General features: G+C 43.2%; 15 protein-coding genes and 1 pseudogene. 1 reads left to right on the top strand and 15 read right to left on the bottom strand.

Going from position 1 to position 17,016, the window contains the following annotated elements; genetic code table 11:
* The 12 genes and pseudogenes from AXI59_RS03460 to AXI59_RS03420 form a co-directional block, all read right to left on the bottom strand.
* Nucleotides 1-1,636, bottom strand: a pseudogene (locus AXI59_RS03460) (hypothetical protein); the annotation flags it as partial.
* A gap of 200 nt (nt 1,637-1,836) precedes the next feature.
* Nucleotides 1,837-2,403 carry a hypothetical protein gene (locus tag AXI59_RS20270; protein ID WP_240491482.1) on the bottom strand — a complete coding sequence of 189 codons (567 nt, stop codon included), beginning with the start codon at nt 2,401-2,403 and terminating at the stop codon, nt 1,837-1,839.
* 281 nt (nt 2,404-2,684) lie between these two features.
* On the bottom strand, nt 2,685-3,164 hold the full coding sequence (gene rlmH, locus AXI59_RS03455; protein WP_061527400.1) for a 23S rRNA (pseudouridine(1915)-N(3))-methyltransferase RlmH: 480 nt from the start codon (nt 3,162-3,164) through the stop codon (nt 2,685-2,687).
* Nucleotides 3,165-3,244: 80 nt separating this feature from the next.
* A complete protein-coding gene (locus AXI59_RS18865; RefSeq protein WP_004393147.1) occupies nt 3,245-3,415 on the bottom strand; it encodes a CxxH/CxxC protein in 171 nt (56 codons plus the stop codon).
* A gap of 274 nt (nt 3,416-3,689) precedes the next feature.
* A complete protein-coding gene (locus AXI59_RS03450) occupies nt 3,690-4,853 on the bottom strand; it encodes a hypothetical protein (RefSeq protein WP_061527399.1) in 1,164 nt (387 codons plus the stop codon).
* A 10-nt stretch (nt 4,854-4,863) separates the two neighbouring features.
* Nucleotides 4,864-5,571: a hypothetical protein gene (locus tag AXI59_RS03445; protein ID WP_240491483.1), complete on the bottom strand. Its 708-nt coding sequence runs from the start codon at nt 5,569-5,571 to the stop codon at nt 4,864-4,866.
* A 239-nt stretch (nt 5,572-5,810) separates the two neighbouring features.
* On the bottom strand, nt 5,811-6,281 hold the full coding sequence (locus AXI59_RS03440) for a GNAT family N-acetyltransferase (RefSeq protein WP_061523403.1): 471 nt from the start codon (nt 6,279-6,281) through the stop codon (nt 5,811-5,813).
* Between the two features lie 47 nt (nt 6,282-6,328).
* The gene (locus tag AXI59_RS20600; protein ID WP_276203556.1) at nt 6,329-6,463 is read right to left on the bottom strand and encodes a hypothetical protein; all 135 of its coding nucleotides are present in this window, start codon (nt 6,461-6,463) and stop codon (nt 6,329-6,331) included.
* Nucleotides 6,450-7,565: a response regulator aspartate phosphatase gene (locus tag AXI59_RS03435; protein WP_061527397.1), complete on the bottom strand. Its 1,116-nt coding sequence runs from the start codon at nt 7,563-7,565 to the stop codon at nt 6,450-6,452. Before AXI59_RS03435 ends, AXI59_RS20600 begins: the two co-directional genes overlap by 14 nt.
* Nucleotides 7,566-7,695: 130 nt before the next feature.
* Nucleotides 7,696-8,586 carry an arginase gene (gene rocF / locus AXI59_RS03430; RefSeq protein ID WP_061523405.1) on the bottom strand — a complete coding sequence of 297 codons (891 nt, stop codon included), beginning with the start codon at nt 8,584-8,586 and terminating at the stop codon, nt 7,696-7,698.
* A 73-nt stretch (nt 8,587-8,659) separates the two neighbouring features.
* Entirely contained in the window at nt 8,660-10,063 is a 1,404-nt protein-coding gene (locus tag AXI59_RS03425) for an amino acid permease (RefSeq protein WP_082791716.1), read from the bottom strand.
* 222 nt (nt 10,064-10,285) lie between these two features.
* The gene (locus AXI59_RS03420; RefSeq protein WP_061527395.1) at nt 10,286-11,491 is read right to left on the bottom strand and encodes an ornithine--oxo-acid transaminase; all 1,206 of its coding nucleotides are present in this window, start codon (nt 11,489-11,491) and stop codon (nt 10,286-10,288) included.
* Nucleotides 11,492-11,728: 237 nt separating this feature from the next.
* On the opposite strand from AXI59_RS03420, the gene AXI59_RS03415 reads away from it, so the two are divergent.
* Entirely contained in the window at nt 11,729-13,114 is a 1,386-nt protein-coding gene (locus AXI59_RS03415) for a sigma-54 interaction domain-containing protein (protein ID WP_061527394.1), read from the top strand.
* A gap of 190 nt (nt 13,115-13,304) precedes the next feature.
* On the opposite strand, the gene AXI59_RS03410 is transcribed toward AXI59_RS03415, so the two are convergent.
* The 3 genes from AXI59_RS03410 to AXI59_RS03395 form a co-directional block, all read right to left on the bottom strand.
* On the bottom strand, nt 13,305-14,495 hold the full coding sequence (locus AXI59_RS03410; RefSeq protein WP_061527393.1) for an MFS transporter: 1,191 nt from the start codon (nt 14,493-14,495) through the stop codon (nt 13,305-13,307).
* 384 nt (nt 14,496-14,879) lie between these two features.
* Nucleotides 14,880-16,298 (bottom strand): sensor histidine kinase, encoded by a 1,419-nt coding sequence (locus AXI59_RS03400; RefSeq protein ID WP_061527403.1) that lies wholly within the window; start codon nt 16,296-16,298, stop codon nt 14,880-14,882.
* A gap of 2 nt (nt 16,299-16,300) precedes the next feature.
* Nucleotides 16,301-16,984: a response regulator transcription factor gene (locus AXI59_RS03395; protein WP_061527391.1), complete on the bottom strand. Its 684-nt coding sequence runs from the start codon at nt 16,982-16,984 to the stop codon at nt 16,301-16,303.
* Between the last annotated feature and the right edge of the window lie 32 nt (nt 16,985-17,016).

The raw sequence follows: 17,016 nt of genomic DNA, 5'->3' as shown, positions 1-17,016 counted from the left end.
CTCGATAATTATGACCATAAACATTTTTTGCTAATATTTTATAGATGTTATATTTTTCAGAATTCAATTTATTTATTAAACTAGTATCTAATTTCAAATCATGTCTTAATAGAAAATCATTTATTTTATTAAATATAATACTTTCTTTCAATGTTACCACTGCTAAACTCTCTACTAGTTCTGAAATAAATTTAATATCATATATTAAAATATCCTTGTTTATTTTTTCTACATCTTGGTATCCAAACTTAAAAAGTATTTTATTTATCTCTTCACCATTTTTGTAATATAAGTCTTTTAATTTATTCCAAGCAATTTCTCTTATTTCAAGAATAGCTGGAGAATATTTTAAAATTAAGTCATAGTATTTGATAGTATTTCTATCTGACATTTCAGTAATATGATGGCTATACTTCAAATAATATTCAATGAGCCTAATTAACAGCATTTCAAAAACAATAGAATCTTCCTGTTCATACTGAGATATTAACAAATTAAACATTTCTTTTTGTATAGTAAAACTTTGTCTGTCAGAAAACTCCTTAAAGCCAAAGCCTTGAGTTAAAACAGAATAGACAGAAGAAAATTCTGTAGGTTTTTTTTGTAAGTATTTTATTATTAATTCGAGTGATTCCCTATAATACTTAGTTTGACTAAAATTAGATAGTGTAGAGAGAATTTCAGACCGATTTGAAGTTTGCTTAGAAGTATCAAAATTTATTTGATACTCCTCTTCTCTGGGTAGCTGATCAACTTTATCTTCAATATAAATAAGTGTTTCTATTTCTAACGCGAACCAAAAAGTGTGTAAGAAACCCTCTAAATTTTCATCTGACTTTTCTTTTAAATTTATGTATACCTTGGTAATTTCCTCTTTTATTAGTCCGTAATTTTCCTTTTGATAAAAATATGAAAAAACACTATTTAGGTTTTCAATAATCCTATTTTTTAATTTAGGAAAGTATATTCTTATTAAATCTGAATACCGTAAAAGTTTTTTATCAAAAACAGCTAGATAAAAGATATATGTACTCAAAATTTGGTCAGATATTTTGGCGATTTCCCCTTCATAAATATCCAATATTTCCATTGAATGAAGCTTCTCAGTAATTCTTAAGAAATTATCTTTTTCCAGATTTGTTAATTGAGCCATTAAATCTAAATTTTCATCATCCCCAAGATTTACAACATTTAAAAAGCTATAGATAGTTGCAGTTTTTAAAAGGTCATTATTTTCTAATTCATCTTCAAAGTCGGTTTTAACACCTCTGTAGTATTCTTCCAATAACTCTATAACGTTTCCTATACTTTCTAATGTATTTTCTCTTATTGCAGTCTCGCATGCCATTATTGCTAACCTAGCATTCCCCTTGGAAATCTTACATATTCTCTCTATATATAAATAATTTTTTATATCATATTCTTCTTTACATAAGGTTTCTATATCTTTATCTTCTAAAACATCAATTTTTATTAAATTGATGATGAATCCCGATACTTTATCCAACATCTTACTTTCTGCATACTCTCTTACGGAAACAATTAATTTGAACTCAATTCCTTCATCTTTTAAACCTAAATACTCTAATATTAAATTCAACTGAGTTAGGTGATTAACATCGTCAATAAATAACAAATAACTGCCAGGACTATTGAAGTGTAACTTTAAATCCTTATATAAATTTTGACCATTATTTCTGAGACATTTAATTTCATATTGTGGGTTTGTTTCTTTGAATCGTTTAACACATTCTAAGGCTATCCTAGTTTTCCCGACCCCAGGTTTTCCTGATAATATAGTTATTTGATTCCCGTATATTGAATCTATTATTAAATCTATTTCTGAATCTCTGGCATAAATAGTTGTATAGTTGCCAATTTACTTCGATTGTAGACTTTTACAAAGTCATCAATATCTAAAATTTGTTCTGTATCTAAAGTTATATTTAAAAAATCGGATGCTATTGCTGGATACTCGTAAATTTTAAAAGAAATAGCATCTAAAGTAAGTAACTCTAGCCTTATGTTATAGTTACTTACTTTTGAAGCTAATTTACTAATTTCCTCTGTAGATAGCCTCCCTGTACAGCAGCAAATAATTTTTTCTATATCATTAAGTGAAATATTGGTTTTCGATTCATCTAAACACTTATCTAGATCATCTTCAAACTTCTTATAGAGATTATTTTTTTGAACTGTATATTCAATAAAAATATACTTATTTTCTGGAGTTTTTATTAGAGTATCTGGTGTTCCTGTTTTTGTATTATTGTTCCCTATTACAGAACCTATGGAATAGACTTCCCCATCAATTGTCTTAGAAAAATAAATATCCATCATTTTTTGAAACTCGCCACCGTTTAGCTCATTAATCTTATTTTGGATTTCATTTATTTTTGACAATGTCTACACCTCTATTAAATATTTTACGTCTTACTGCTAACTAAAGCTTTTTTGTAGATAAAGATATAAGTATGTTCATTAAATTCGTCGAAAATTTTAGAAGGCAAACTCTAGAACCTCTCTACGTATTTTCCACGCCATTAAATTGTCCCCTTAAAAATATTTTATATACCCTAAAATCATCAGACTTACCCTTAGATAATAAGTGTTCTACTGCTATTTAAAATTCGTGAGGTGACATAGAACTATAACAAATATATATTTACTTTTGAAAACCACACTCACTTATGATAGGGCTCCCCACGATTAATCCGAAACGCCCGATAAATCTGCTCGACCAGAATAAGCCGCATGAGCTGATGAGGAAATGTCATTTTTGAGAATGACAGTTTGTCGTCTGCCCGTTTCATGACGGCGTCGCTTAGTCCTAGTGATCCGCCGATGACAAAGGTGACTTTGCTCTTTCCATAAGTAGCCAGCTTATCCATAGTATCGGCCAGTTCTTCGGATGTTTTCATTTTTCCTTCGATGGCGAGGGCGATGACGTGGGTGTCCGGGCTGATTTTGGCCAGGATGCGTTCGCCTTCTTTGTCTTTGACGATTTTCATGTCTTGGTCGCTTAGGTTTTCCGGGGCTTTTTCGTCCGGGAGTTCGATGATGTCGATTTTTGCGTAGGCTGAGAGTCGTTTTTTGTATTCTTCAATGCCTTGCTTGAGGTATTTTTCTTTTAGTTTTCCGATTGTCACAATATTGATATTCACAGGTCATCCCCACTTTAGAAACAAGTTATTCATATATGTTGTCCACAATTGTGGATATCTTTTCTGTATTTTGTGTAGGATCATTCGTTCCCTACTAGATATGTTGCGGTGTCCCCACATAATTCACAGGCTGTGGATAAACTGTTAGTATGTTCGATTTTTCTGATTTCGGGCGGAAGCTCATGATCATCTATGTACATGTCCAGTACGGTTTCGATATGTTCTTCACAGGAATAATAAGCGGTTTTCATTGTTACATCCTCCGGTTTTCTTTTGCGCGCGGCAATTGTTCTCTTTTCAATATAACCTATTTTTACACATGTTAGTAGTGCTTCGGACTGGGTTTTATCCACATTTCGACATATGGAGCTGTTGATAGGCGCAAAAAAAGCCGGCGTTCTGTCACGTCCGGCTTATTGCTGATTTTCTCTTTTCTCCATCAATACATAATCCAAATTCCTAATACACACGCAATCACTGTACAAAGGCAGATCAATCCTCTTTTTTCCTTGACTGCCTTGACACTCAAAAATCCTTCATCACCTGCACGTCATAAAGCTTTAAATGGCTTTTCGGCGTGACGATGTCTTTCAGGTTTGGGATCGTCCGCTCCTTCAGCTTTTTTCCCGTTTTCAGATCGAATTCTTCGATTTTGGCGGGGTGTTTGAAGCTGTAGGTGAACAGGTAGAGCTTTCCGTTTTGATAGGTCAGGTCTTTGAAATCGGCCTTCATTCCTGCTGCGGGGAGGGTGAAGGCTTTTTTGCTTTTTCCCGTCTCGGGGCTGATGCGATATACGGCGCCGAAGCCGTCGATGAAGTAGAGCTGGTGCTGCTCCATGAAAAAGCTTTTTTTGAAGCTGAACGGCATGGAGTCATAAAGGGTTTGTTCGTCATCTTTATAAGAGGCGATGTCATATGTTTTGATGGCGCCGCTGTTTTTCATGACTTTCACCATTTGATAGATATGATCGGCTTTTTCTCCTCTTGTGAGAAAGTAGATGGCGTTATCGTCTGCGGCTAGCTGAGATTCGACAGACGTGCCTTCTTTATACGTCCATGTCGCGATGGTTTTGGTGCTGAGCTTTTCTTGTTCCGCTTGAATGTCGGTGGCGTGATAGCCTTTTTCGTCATCTGTCGGAGTGAGCGCGAAAAGATGGCCTTTGAAAAAGCCTGAGGCGCGGATATAGTGCGGGATGACGTCTTGCTTCCACTTGCCGTCAATTTGGCGGTACAGCTCTGAGCGATAGCTGCCGCCGCTTTTGTCATAGCCTGAGTTATACAGCGTGTAGAAGCCGTCCGTCCGGTCGATATATCCCGCGCTGTCCCCCGTATGCTGATACGCTCTTTTATACGTGTGAAGGCCGTCTTTTACGGTGTAGACCCCTTTTTTGTCCTCCAGCAGCACGCTGCCGTCATGCACCTTGGCTGATCCGAGTTCAAGCCCCTTCATTTGATAAGAAGAAAGCCTTCCTTTTTCATCGGCGAATAGAGCATAGCTTTTCCCGCCGCCGAACGTGTCTTGGTCAGCCGTAGTGGAGAAATACAGCAGCGCCTCTTTATCTTTCAGAAAATCGGGGTTATTCAATGTATCCCTCGTGATCTCCGCAGGGTCTTCCGTGCGAAAATGGAAGAAGCATAAGACCGCTGCGGAAATGATGATCACTAAGGGTATCCAGATGAGTTTTTTCACGTTTTTCTCCTTAGTTAATGGTCAGGATCGTTGTCGTATAAGGCGAGCTTGTGATATCGCGAGGATATACGCCCAGGCCGCCGTTAGAGTCAATGTCGATTCCGGCTTTTAGGAGGAACGCCGACCACAGCAGTTTCGAGCAGTTTTTGGCGCCTTCATGGCCTGTATTTCGGTTATTGACGAAGTTGAAGGAGTACTCGTCGCCGACTCGTGATACGGCCCAGTCAGCGGCGGCTTGTTTTTGGGCATCGGTGACGCTGACGGTCTGGACGATTGAATTGTCTTCAACTTCTCTTCCGTTATAGGCAATCTGCCGGACGCCGTCACCCGGTACGGATTCGACAATTTGATCAGCGGCAGAATACATGCCGACATGGCCGTGGTTGTAATAGGCTGTGTATGAGTTCGTGTAATAAATATTGCCTTTTGTGCTTTTCGGGAGTTTTTTGGTGCCTGACGAGCCGCCCATCGCAGATAAACCTTGTTTGGAAGCGATTACATCTCCTTGCACCTTGTCAGCGGTGATTTCGCTGTGAAACTGCTTGAGGATGGCTTCTGTCGTGACATGCTTCTGTTTGGCCAGCTCTTTAGCGGACTGGATGACTTCTTGCGGGGTCGTGCCCTGCTGAAGCTCCGCGATCTCTTTTGCGTAGCGGGCCGTTTCTGTTTCTTTGGCTTTTACATTCATACCGGAGAAGGGAAGAACCATGGCAAACATCAGTGCAAACGGAATGACGGCTTTGAACATTTTCTTACACTTCATAACATCGCCTCTTTTCTCAAGATATAATTTTTTCCATATTTGTATTATATGACAGAAGTAAGGTGGAAAAATAGACATTTTACAGATTTTTAAAAATTTTATAACAAAACAGGCACCGCCTGCGTTCAAAACGATTGCCCGGGAAATGACGTTAGATCATGAAAAAAGAGGCCCTGACTGCGGGCCTCTTTTCGTTATAGCTTTTTACTCATGATAATATCAGTCTCTAGAAATCCGGTCGTCTCATAAAGACGGCGCGCCGCTTCATTATGGGCGAAAACATGAAGAGACAGTTTACGGACTCCCATGTCCCGAGCCTTTTCATCGAGCCTTGCCAGTGCCTGCTTCGCATACCCTTTGCCCCGATAAGGAGAATAGAGGCCGAAGTCATAAATGAACGCGTCCCGCTGCGGATGTACCGGTTCGGCGTGCAGCCACAGCCACCCCGCCATTTCCTTCCCGTCCAGTGTCAAGCTCCACAAATGATGATGAGCCGTCTGCAGGCCGTCAGGAAGCAAATCATGGAAGGTTTGCTCGGCCAATTCAGGCGCGTCTTCAGGCAGCCATGTTCCCGCCTTGATCTTTTCTTCAGCATAATGCTTTGTCGTATACACGAGGTAGGATTGAAATTCTTGCTCTGTCATCGGCTGTAAGGTAATGATCATACATTCACTCCTTAAAAAACACAGCCTCACAGCTGTGTCATGTCATATTATCCGAAAGCGCCGTTTTCTGCTGGTTTAATGGTTAATGCCGTCTGTGCTGCTGAATCAATTTCTGTGAATAATCCAATAGAGATGAGACTTGCCATTGATACTGAGAGTAAAATGAATTTACATGTTTTCATTACGAATCCCCTCCGTCAATCTCAAAATTTGGTCATTGGCATCAATTGATTCTTGGAAATATTTCGCCGCCAGTTTGTAATTCTCCTGTTTTTTAAAATGCTTGGCGGCTTGATAGGTCAAATCCGTTACGTCACTCCACAGCTCGTGATGTTTTAGCTCGTCAAATGCTGCCGCAAGCATTTCTTCGTTGTGATCAATGAATACATGCTGTAAGATGCGAAGCTTTTGCTTGTAGCTTGATTCGTTTTTTTCTTCGGCGGCTAGCAGCGCTTTATGCAGCCAGAACCGCCCTTCGTCCGTTTGTTCCTGCTTGAATAGCACCCTGGACAGCATGTACATACTGCGCACCGAATAGGCTGAACTCCTATGCTCTTTCTTTTCCAGCGCTGTTTCAAATGCGACTCTGGCTTCCGTTAATTTCTTCTGCCGTTCATAGCAAATGCCTAAATTGAAATGAGCAAGCGCTTCAATATGCCCGTCACCTGCTTTTGAAGCTTGATGAACAGCGGTTTGTAAGATTTTCTCGGCCTGCTGATAATGAAACAAATCCATCCTGTTACAGCCGATCACCATTAAACATTGTGCTTCTCTGACAGCATACATTTCATTGGCTCTGTAAATCTCTAATGCTTTCTCGGCGTGATTCATGGCAAAGTAATTTTGCCGGATTTCATAGTAGGCAATCGCCACTTGATAATTAAATTCCGCTCTTTCAATCTCATTCGGTATGTGCTGAAGCCTGCTTTCGGCAATACGGTAAAAGTTAATTGCCTTCGTAAACCGTTTTTTATAAAACTCATGCATACCCGAGAAAAAATAGTAGTAGTACTGAATCATCTGATCCGTTTTTTCTTTATCGGCGTTCAGCTGAATCGTTTTTAAAATATCGTCTGTCTGCTCATACTCTTCCATCAATAATTTGTAGCGGGAATCAATTAAGTTAAAATACAGGAGTACCGTTTGATGTTGTGTCATGTTTTGCAAATCTGTAAGCAATTGTTCTCTTAACGCCTTAGCCGATTCGGTTTTGTGCTTCTTGATTTCCTCATACCAGTCACTGATTTTTTTAGCCACTTTTTCATGGGCAATCACCTCAATCAACTGATAAGACACCTCCCTTTCCCATTTTGTGTAATAAATATATCATATTTACAGGTGAGATTTGAGGGTAACAGCGGACTAGTTTCCTACTGGCAACAAAAAACCCCGCAAGTGCGGGGCTGTCTCTCATCTATAATAACTTCTTCCCTAACAACGATTCCGCCAACTCCACCGCTGTTTGCCCGGTTTTGTTTTTGTGATCGAGGATCGGATTGACTTCTACAAATTCAGCTGATGTGATGATGTCTGCATCGTACAGCATTTCCATCGCTAAATGGCTTTCCCGGTAGCTGATGCCGCCGACGACAGGCGTGCCGACGCCCGGTGCGTCGCTCGGGTCAAGACCGTCAAGGTCAAGGCTGAGGTGAACGCCGTCACAGTCTGACAGGTAGTTAATGGTTTCTTCAATGACCTTTGTCATGCCGAGGCGGTCGATTTCATGCATCGTGTACACCTTCATGCCGGTTTTCTTGATGTATTCGCGCTCGCCTTCATCAAGCGATCTCGCGCCGATGATCACAACGTTTTCCGGCTTGATTTTTGGCGCGTAGCCGCCCAAATTCACAAGTGTGCCGTGTCCCACGCCGAGGCTGACGGCCAGAGGCATTCCGTGAATATTGCCTGACGGTGATGTTTCCAGCGTATTTAAGTCGCCGTGCGCGTCATACCAGATGACGCCGAGCTCTTTATAATGCTTGGCTGTTCCGGTAAGCGTTCCGATCGCGATGCTGTGGTCGCCGCCTAACACGAGGGGGAACCGCTTTTTCTCAATGACGCTGTCTACCTTTTTGGCAAGCTCGTCATTTCCGGAAAGCACCGAGTTTAAATTTTTCAGCTCTTCATCTTCTTTGATTTTCTCACGATTGACGGGGATGTCGCCTAAGTCCTCTACCGAATATCCCATGTCAGATAACCGTTCAATGAGATGCGCATATCGGATGGCGCTTGGGCCCATATCCACTCCGCGTCGTGCTTGTCCTAAATCCATCGGCATTCCAATAACTGAAATTTGCTTGTTCATCTGTCTTTCCACCTCAACATGTTGTATGTTGTCCTATGCGGGTTTCTCAAAGATGACTTGGACACAAATTGATTTAAAGCTCTAAGTGTTTATCTGACTGCTTATGCTTTTTCACATATAAATGATATACGATAAAACAGATTACCATAAACGGGATGCCGCAATAAAGGGCGAGCCGCTGTTCCGAGTCAAATGCAAGGCTGATGAGCACCACCGTATTCAATGTCAGCCCAACCAGCGGGAGCATCGGGTACAGCGGGGTTTTAAATTTAAGATCTTCCACTTTCCCGCCTTCACGGATGTATTTTCGTCTGAACATCAATTGGGACAAAGAAATTGTGATCCAGCCGACCTGTGCGCTTAATCCCGCTAACGATAAAAGAAACATATAAACGGTTTCAGGCGCTGCTACTTTAGATAGCAGAGACAGGCAGGCAACGGCCAGCGTTACGATCAGCGCGTTCAGCGGCACACCGCGTTTATTCGTTTTTCCAAGCGCTTTAAAGGCTTGTCCTTCGTTCGCCATGGCATAAAGAATACGCGTCGATGCGAACAGACCTGAGTTGGCTACTGACAGCAGCGCGATTAAAATAACAAAGTTCATGATATCAGCGGCATACGGAATACCGATTTGTTCAAAAACCACGACGAACGGGCTTTCCACAACCCCCGCCTGCTTCCACGGAATCATACCCGCGATGACGATAATGGAGAGAACGAAGAAGACAAGCGTTCTCCATACTGTCTGCCGGATGGAACGCGGAATGGTTTTCTCCGGATCTTCACTTTCTCCCGCAGCGACCCCGATGAGCTCCGTTCCCTGGAACGCAAAATTCACGGTAATCATCGTAATCAGCATAGCCTTAATTCCGTTCGGAAACAATCCATCCTCATAAAAATGAGTGAAGAAAGGCGCTTGTGCTCCGTGTTTCAGATCAATCAGCCCAAACATGGCCGCGCCGCCCAGAATAATAAATAATAGGATAACTAAGATTTTAATGCCGGAAAACCAAAATTCCGATTCAGCAAAAGCTTTAGTCGTAATCGCATTTAGAATAAACATCAGCCCCACAAATACAAGGCACCACACCCACACGCCGACATGCGGAAACCAGCGGAGCATCAATTGGCCCGCGGATAAAAATTCAATCGCACATGTGACCGCCCAGCCGAGCCAGTACAGCCAGCCGAACGCAAACCCAAAGGCGGGACTGATAAATTTGGTTGCGTATGTCTGAAACGACCCTGATACGGGTAGGGCAACCGCGAGCTCGCCTAAGCAGAGCATCGTCAAAAACATAATAAATCCGCCGACTAGGTAAGACAGAACCGCGCCGAGCGGTCCCGCCTGATTTATTGTATATCCGGTACTCAGGAAAAACCCGGTGCCGATCACTCCGCCCAATGAAATCATAAATAAGTGCCGCGATTTCATTGTACGCTGAAGCTGATTCTCATTTTGTTGATTTGTATTCACCATTCTGCACCCCTTCAGCAACTTGTATTGGAACCAAGCCGGCGCTAGAAACCGATTTGCTGTCCAAAGAGCCTCTATTTGTATATGGATGTTATATTTAATTCATTTTCGTACATAAAGATACATTATACTAAAATACTTACGCTGCGCAAATAGAGAGTGCTGAATTTTTTTTTTGTCAATTCCATACAAGCGGAGGGAAAGCGCTGCCACATCAAAGTTTTATGCGCTTTGAAGCACTTTTGTGATCTTTTGGATCGCCCAATCTAAATCTTCCTTGGAAATCATTAACGGCGGCGCAAACCGGATCACGGTATCATGTGTTTCTTTGCATAAAAGCCCTTCACTTTTCAGCTGCTCACAATACGGGCGGGCTGCTTCCGTCAGTTCAACGCCGATAAACAGGCCTCGGCCGCGCACTTCTTTAATCATGGGGTTATCAATTTTCTCAAGCTCCGCTTTAAAATACTCTCCGAGCTGAAGGGAACGCTCTGCCAGCCGTTCGTCCTCAAGCACCTCAAGGGACGCGATTGATACCGCGCAAGCGAGCGGATTTCCGCCGAATGTAGAGCCGTGGGAGCCCGGATTAAACACACCCAAAATGTCGCGGTTCGCTGCGATGCATGAGATCGGGAATACACCTCCACCAAGCGCTTTACCGAGAATGAACATATCCGGGACGATGTTTTCCCAGTCGATCGCAAACGTTTTGCCTGTGCGGCCGAGTCCCGTCTGAATTTCATCGGCAATCAGCAGCACATTTTCTTCCTTACAAATGGCGGCCGCTTCTTGTAAAAATCCTTCCGGCGGAATCACGATGCCTGCCTCGCCTTGAATCGGTTCGAATAAGAAGGCGGCAGTGTTCGGCGTAATGGCCTGACGCAGCGCCTCTGCGTCGCCGTACGGGATCAATTTAATGCCCGGAAGCATCGGCCCGAAGCCGCGTTTGTACTCTTCTTCTGAAGAAAGAGATACTGCAAGCATCGTTCTTCCGTGGAAGTTGCCGATACACGCGATGATTTCCGCCTGATTGTCTGCTACGCCTTTGACCTCATACGCCCAGCGTCTTGCCGCTTTTACAGCCGATTCGACTGCTTCAGCTCCTGTATTCATCGGCAAAATCATATCTTTTCCGGTCAGCTTGGCTGCTTTCTCATAAAACGGGCCGAGCTGGTCATTGTGAAACGCGCGTGACGTCAGGGTGATTTTATCCGCCTGATCTTTCAGCGCCTGAATGATTTTCGGGTGTCTGTGCCCCTGATTTACAGCAGAATAAGCACTTAGCATATCCATATATTGATTGCCCTCAGGGTCCTTTACCCAAACACCCTGCGCTTCAGAAATCACAATCGGAAGAGGATGATAGTTGTTTGCGCCGTAATGTGAAGTTTGGCTGATAATTTCTTGAGATTTTGATAAAGCTGACATGTTCTGATTCCCCCTTGTTTTCTAAACATTCAACACAAGTTCTTGCTTTCCCTTTTTATAAAGCAAGTATCGTGCCAACCCGAAAGAACGAGGTTTTTCGTCAAAATTCTCAGTTTCCCTGCAAAATTTTCAGGCAGTTTCTGTGTAAAGAACAGATAAGCGCAAAATTTTTTTGCATTTCCCTCACTATTTATTTTAAAATAACGAATGTTAAGACTATTATAAGGGGGGATTCTTCTGCACACAAACAGCGAATTTTTCACATTGGTTTTAGAAAGCATTCTGGAGGAAATCGATGTCGGTCTGCATGTGGTAGACGAGAAGGGCAGCACCGTCATTTACAATAAAAAAATGATGCAGATTGAAGATATGGACGAACAGGACGTCCTGCATAAAAACCTGACAGATGTGTTTATGTTTTCGAATCAGCAGGACAGCACCCTTGTACAGGCTCTTCAAGAAGGAAAAACGATTAAAAACGTGAAACAAAGCTATTTCAATAATAAAGGCCAGGAAATCACGACGATCAACCACACCTTCCCGATTGTGAAGGACGGCGAGATCAAAGGCGCGGTGGAGATCGCAAAGGATGTGACGAAGCTGGAGCGCCTGATCAGAGAGAACATGCACAGAAAAGAACAGAACAGTTACACGTTTGACAGCATTCTCGGCAACAGCCCGGTCATCCGCGAGGTCATCGAAAACGCAAAACGGGCAACCCGCACGTCGTCATCCGTGCTTCTGGCCGGTGAAACCGGTACAGGCAAGGAATTGTTCGCTCAAAGCATCCATAACGGCAGCCAGCGCTCCGGTGCGCCGTTCATTTCACAAAACTGCGCCGCCTTGCCTGACAGCCTTGTGGAGAGTATTTTGTTCGGCACGAAAAAAGGCGCTTTTACCGGAGCGATCGACCAGCCCGGTTTATTTGAGCAGGCACAGGGAGGAACCCTGCTGCTTGATGAGATCAACTCTTTGAACCTCAGCCTTCAGGCAAAGCTGCTTCGCGCCCTTCAAGAAAAGAAAATCAGGCGTATCGGTTCTGCTCAGGACAAGCCGATTGACGTCCGCATCATCGCCACGATGAATGAAGACCCGATCACCGCGATTTCGGAAGAACGGCTGCGGAAAGATTTATATTACAGACTGAGCGTTGTCACGCTGATCATTCCGCCGCTTCGGGAGCGCAAGGAAGACATCCTGCCGCTGGCCGAGGTATTTATTCAGAAAAACAATCATCTGTTCCAAATGAATGTGGATTCGATCAGTGACGATGTGAAGCAGTTCTTTTTAGAATATGATTGGCCGGGCAATATTCGTGAGCTTGAGCATACCATTGAAGGCGCCATGAATTTTATGACGGATGAGACAACCATGACGGCAGCCCACCTCCCTTATCAGTACCGCATGAAAATCAAACCGGCTGACAGCAGCCAAACGGCCGCGGCAAGCACCCAGCCCGGCGCCGATTTAAAGGATAAAATGGAGAGCTTCGAGAAATATATGATTGAACAAATCTTAAGAAAACACGGCAATAACGTGTCCAAAACCGCAGGCGAGCTCGGGATCAGCAGACAGAGCCTGCAATACCGCCTGAAAAAATTCGGGCTGGATCGGCTGAAATAGAAAAAGGCTGAGAAGATACTCAGCCTTTTTACATTTACCGCTGGCTTTCGCAAACCAAAAGTTTTCGCTTACAGCCAATGTATTCACGACTTGGTGCCGCCAATTGCGGGGAGCGCAGATGATTTCTCCCGCCAAATGTACCATAAGATGATGAATATGTAACTACGCATCACCTTTTGTCATTCTTTCATTAAAGTTCGACTTTATTCTGGATGGCGACACTCGCTTTTAGTTTGTAAAAGCTAAGCAGCATACATATCGACAATAAGATTGATAACACCCCGATGACGGTCAGCAGCATGGCTGAATCAAAATAATCCGTTAGGAAACCGATAAACGGGAACGCAATGAACATAAAGAAAGATGTCATTAAACTGATAATGGACAATAACGTAGCTCTTGTTCTTGAAGGGATTTCATTATTCACCACCTGGCTGGAGACAGGTTCGATAATGTCATACAGCGCATTAATGATGATAAAAGCGGCTACCGTCACGTAAAGGCTTCCCGAAGGTATAAACAGGTATGCTGCCCCGATGACGCAAAATGTAAAAAGGAGCACGCGTCTCGGTGTGAATTTTTCTGCCGGCTTTGAGGAAAAGATGGAACATAGCGCCTGCACAATGGACAGACACGCAAAAATGATGGATATGTTACGTACAGAAAGCCCTTCCTGGTTCAACAGGTCCTGCCCGTACATATAAAAAACCGACGTGATGGCAAAGAATATAGAAAGAGAAAGGACTAAATATTTAAAGGCTTTGTTGAGCATGAAGAAATCTTTGACTTCTTTTATGATGTCACCGACGGTTTGCGTTTGATGTTCACTGTTCTCAAATGTGATTTCCGTCAGCTGTGTGATGACAGCCATTGCGATCAGCTGCGTCAGAATACCCGCAATAAAAACATACGACCATGAAATCTCTTGCAAATATCCCCCGGCTCCCATGGCTATGGCCAGACCGAGAATGACGAGTCCGTTATAATTTCCAATGGACTTGCCGTACAGTTTCTCTTTCCCGTTCACTTTCAATGAATCAAACAGGAAGGCATGATCCGTTCCTGAAATAAACGTCAGCCCGATACCGTATATCATATGGGCGATCAGCAGCACAAAGAAATTATGGAATGACAGGAACATAGCCAAATATACAATCACCATAAAGTGCCCGAGAAGCAGCGATTTTTTTCTCCCGATTCTGTCGGAGATCACGCCGCTTGGCACTTCCGCTAAAAACATGGCCAAATTTAAAACCGATTGCAAAACGCCGACAAGAAACAAGGAATAGTTTAGACTGGTTAAATACAGAATCCATATTCCCCGTTCAAAAAAAAAGTTTCCGAAAAAACCAGAGAAGTACAGTAAGTTTCTATTTCGCAAATGAATACCCCTTTCCACGCTATCTGCATTTTAAATCATGAACAGAAAGGAGCCCATCAACCTTTACACTAAAACCCTCTATACATGGATCTTGCAGATACAGACTTTTCCTAAAACAAATTGGGCAATAATGAGCTGTATTCTCGAATAGACCAAAAAGTTCCTTCTTTTTTTATCTCTGATAACATTGACGATCGTTTTTTCATCTTTTGATCGGGAATATCCCGGGCAAATAGTGCATGCAGCCCGGCAGGAATAAATGGAGCTCAATATCCATTGAAATGGCTGATGCGCCGAATGAACGTCAGCTCCGGCAAGCTGAAAAAGATGTGCGATTTTTTCAATGATTTCCCGTTCGGATAGTAATCGGCATAACACTCCATTCTATCCCGGCAGCCGAATGATAAACACAGAGCCCTTTCCTTGTTCGCTTTTCACTTCGATTGTTCCGTTATGGCTGTCGATAATGGTTTTTGTGATCGCAAGCCCAAGCCCGGTGCCCCCGTATTTACGCGAGCGCGACGTTTCCGCCCTGTAAAACCGGTCAAACAAATGAGGCACGTGTTCCGGGGCGATGCCGGAACCGTTATCGGCAATCATAAGCATAATTCCTCCGTCTTTTTGCAATGATACGGTGATGATTCCCGTCTGTTCATCCGTGTGCTGTACCGCGTTGTAAAAGAGGTTGAGGATGACCTGCTTCATTTTGTCGCGGTCAAAGACGATTTCGATTTCCTGATCCACAAAAAAATCCAGCTTCCGTTTTCCCGCAAGCAGCTTCAGCTGAGGCTCCATTTCCAGGATGACGGCTCCGAGCGCTCCTTTTTTCATTTCAAAGCTCGGCACTCTATCGATTTTTGCAAGAAACAGAAGATCCTCAATCAATTTATTCGCTCTGGCAGATTCTGCATACATACTTTGAAGCGCTTTTTCTTTCTGCTCCGGATGCTCGGCCGCTCCGCGCATCAAAATTTCGATAAAACCGTGAATGGAAGTAAGCGGTGTTCTCAGCTCATGGGAGGCGTCAGACACAAACTGCCGGATGCGCTCTTTTGCTTCTTTCTCCGCTCGGAACGATGTCTCAATCCGCTCCAGCATCTGATTAATGGATATGCCCAAGGACGCAATTTCTGCCTGCTTATTATAAATGGGAAGCCTTTTATTAAGGTTTCCGGCATTAATTTCACCCATCATATGCACGATTCGCGATAACGGCTTAAGCGTAAGGCGAATCACCGGTAAAAATGTAAAAAGACCGATCAGCAGAGCCGCAAAGGAAAGCGCCGCAAAAATGCTGACTTGCCGAAAAAGCAAATCATTCAGCGGCTCTGTCAATGTACTCATTTGGATGACTCCCGCCTGTTTGCCGTCGATGGAAATCGCCTGAAACACGACAATGATTTCTTCGCCTGAATCGTTATGAGCCACTTGATAATGAAGCGCCATGGTGTCTTTCAGCGCGTCTTGATACACTTTTTTCGGAAAAGACGGGGGCGCACCCGCGTGAGGGTCTTCTGATAAGACAGACATGTTGTATGATTTGCCGATCAAAGCAACCGTCCCCCCGGGATAAAGCAAATTCGGGTGAGGCGGTTTTTCGGAACGGGAAAGTGTCTTAATGGATTTCCACACGTTTTGGTCCATTGAATTAATATAGCTTTGGATGCTGATGGCTTGGTTTTCATACATCCTGTGTGTCATAAACATGTACTGTGTGCCGCCGACGAAGCATAGCAGCAAGGTTAAAATCACCAATGACCGGAACAGGAGCTGGAAACGAAGGGTTCTATATAGCTTTTTCATTTTCATCCCAGATCCACCCTGTAACTGACACCGCGGACTGTGCGAATCACCTTGTGCTCTTTATCTTTCAATTTTTCACGTAAAGAGCGGATGTACACCTCGACAATATTTTCTTCACCATAGAAATCATAGCCCCATACTTGATCGAGAATCCTCGTTTTGCTGAGAACCGTTCCGTGATGCAGCACCAAAAGTTTCAGCAGCTCATATTCGGTTGCGGACAGCTTCAGAGGCTCTTCTTTATAAACAATTTCTCTGCTTCTGTCATCAATTCGAAAAGGACCCAATACCACTTCATCAAAGAGGTGGGGAAATTGGTTCCGGATTCTTGCGTAAATCCGGGCAAGCAGCTCCTCAAAGCTGAACGGTTTCATCATATAATCATCTGCACCTTCAATCAGCGCCTTCACGCGAAGCTCGACTTCATCCTTTGCAGTCAGCATGATGACAGCGGTATTGCTTGTTTTTTTGAGCATTCTTGACAGCTCAAGCCCATCCATTCCCGGCATCATAATATCCAAAACGGCAATATGAGGCTGAAATGTTTTGACAATGTTCATTGCCGCCATCCCGTCTGCCGCAGACATCACTTCGAATCCTTCATTGACAAGCCCCATCGTTAAAAAATCAATGATGGCCGGCTCATCGTCAACAATCAGCACCTTGATGCCTTTCAACTTATCCATGATGCAGTCTCTCCTTAGATGTATCAGCCTGT

Origin of the sequence: Bacillus nakamurai (assembly GCF_001584325.1) — a bacterium.
GTDB lineage: Bacteria > Bacillota > Bacilli > Bacillales > Bacillaceae > Bacillus > Bacillus nakamurai.
This window is presented reverse-complemented; position numbering and strand designations above follow the sequence as displayed.

Excerpts from the sequence above, each read along its gene's own strand:
- AXI59_RS20600 (WP_276203556.1), bottom strand. The coding sequence starts at position 6,463 with ATGAAAACATGTAAATTCATTTTACTCTCAGTATCAATGGCAAGTCTC.
- rocF (WP_061523405.1), bottom strand. The coding sequence starts at position 8,586 with ATGAACAAGCAAATTTCAGTTATTGGAATGCCGATGGATTTAGGACAA.
- AXI59_RS03395 (WP_061527391.1), bottom strand. The coding sequence starts at position 16,984 with ATGGATAAGTTGAAAGGCATCAAGGTGCTGATTGTTGACGATGAGCCG.
- AXI59_RS03420 (WP_061527395.1), bottom strand. The coding sequence starts at position 11,491 with ATGTCAGCTTTATCAAAATCTCAAGAAATTATCAGCCAAACTTCACAT.
- AXI59_RS03440 (WP_061523403.1), bottom strand. The coding sequence starts at position 6,281 with ATGATCATTACCTTACAGCCGATGACAGAGCAAGAATTTCAATCCTAC.
- AXI59_RS03400 (WP_061527403.1), bottom strand. The coding sequence starts at position 16,298 with ATGAAAAAGCTATATAGAACCCTTCGTTTCCAGCTCCTGTTCCGGTCA.
- AXI59_RS18865 (WP_004393147.1), bottom strand. The coding sequence starts at position 3,415 with ATGAAAACCGCTTATTATTCCTGTGAAGAACATATCGAAACCGTACTG.
- AXI59_RS03445 (WP_240491483.1), bottom strand. The coding sequence starts at position 5,571 with ATGTTTGCCATGGTTCTTCCCTTCTCCGGTATGAATGTAAAAGCCAAA.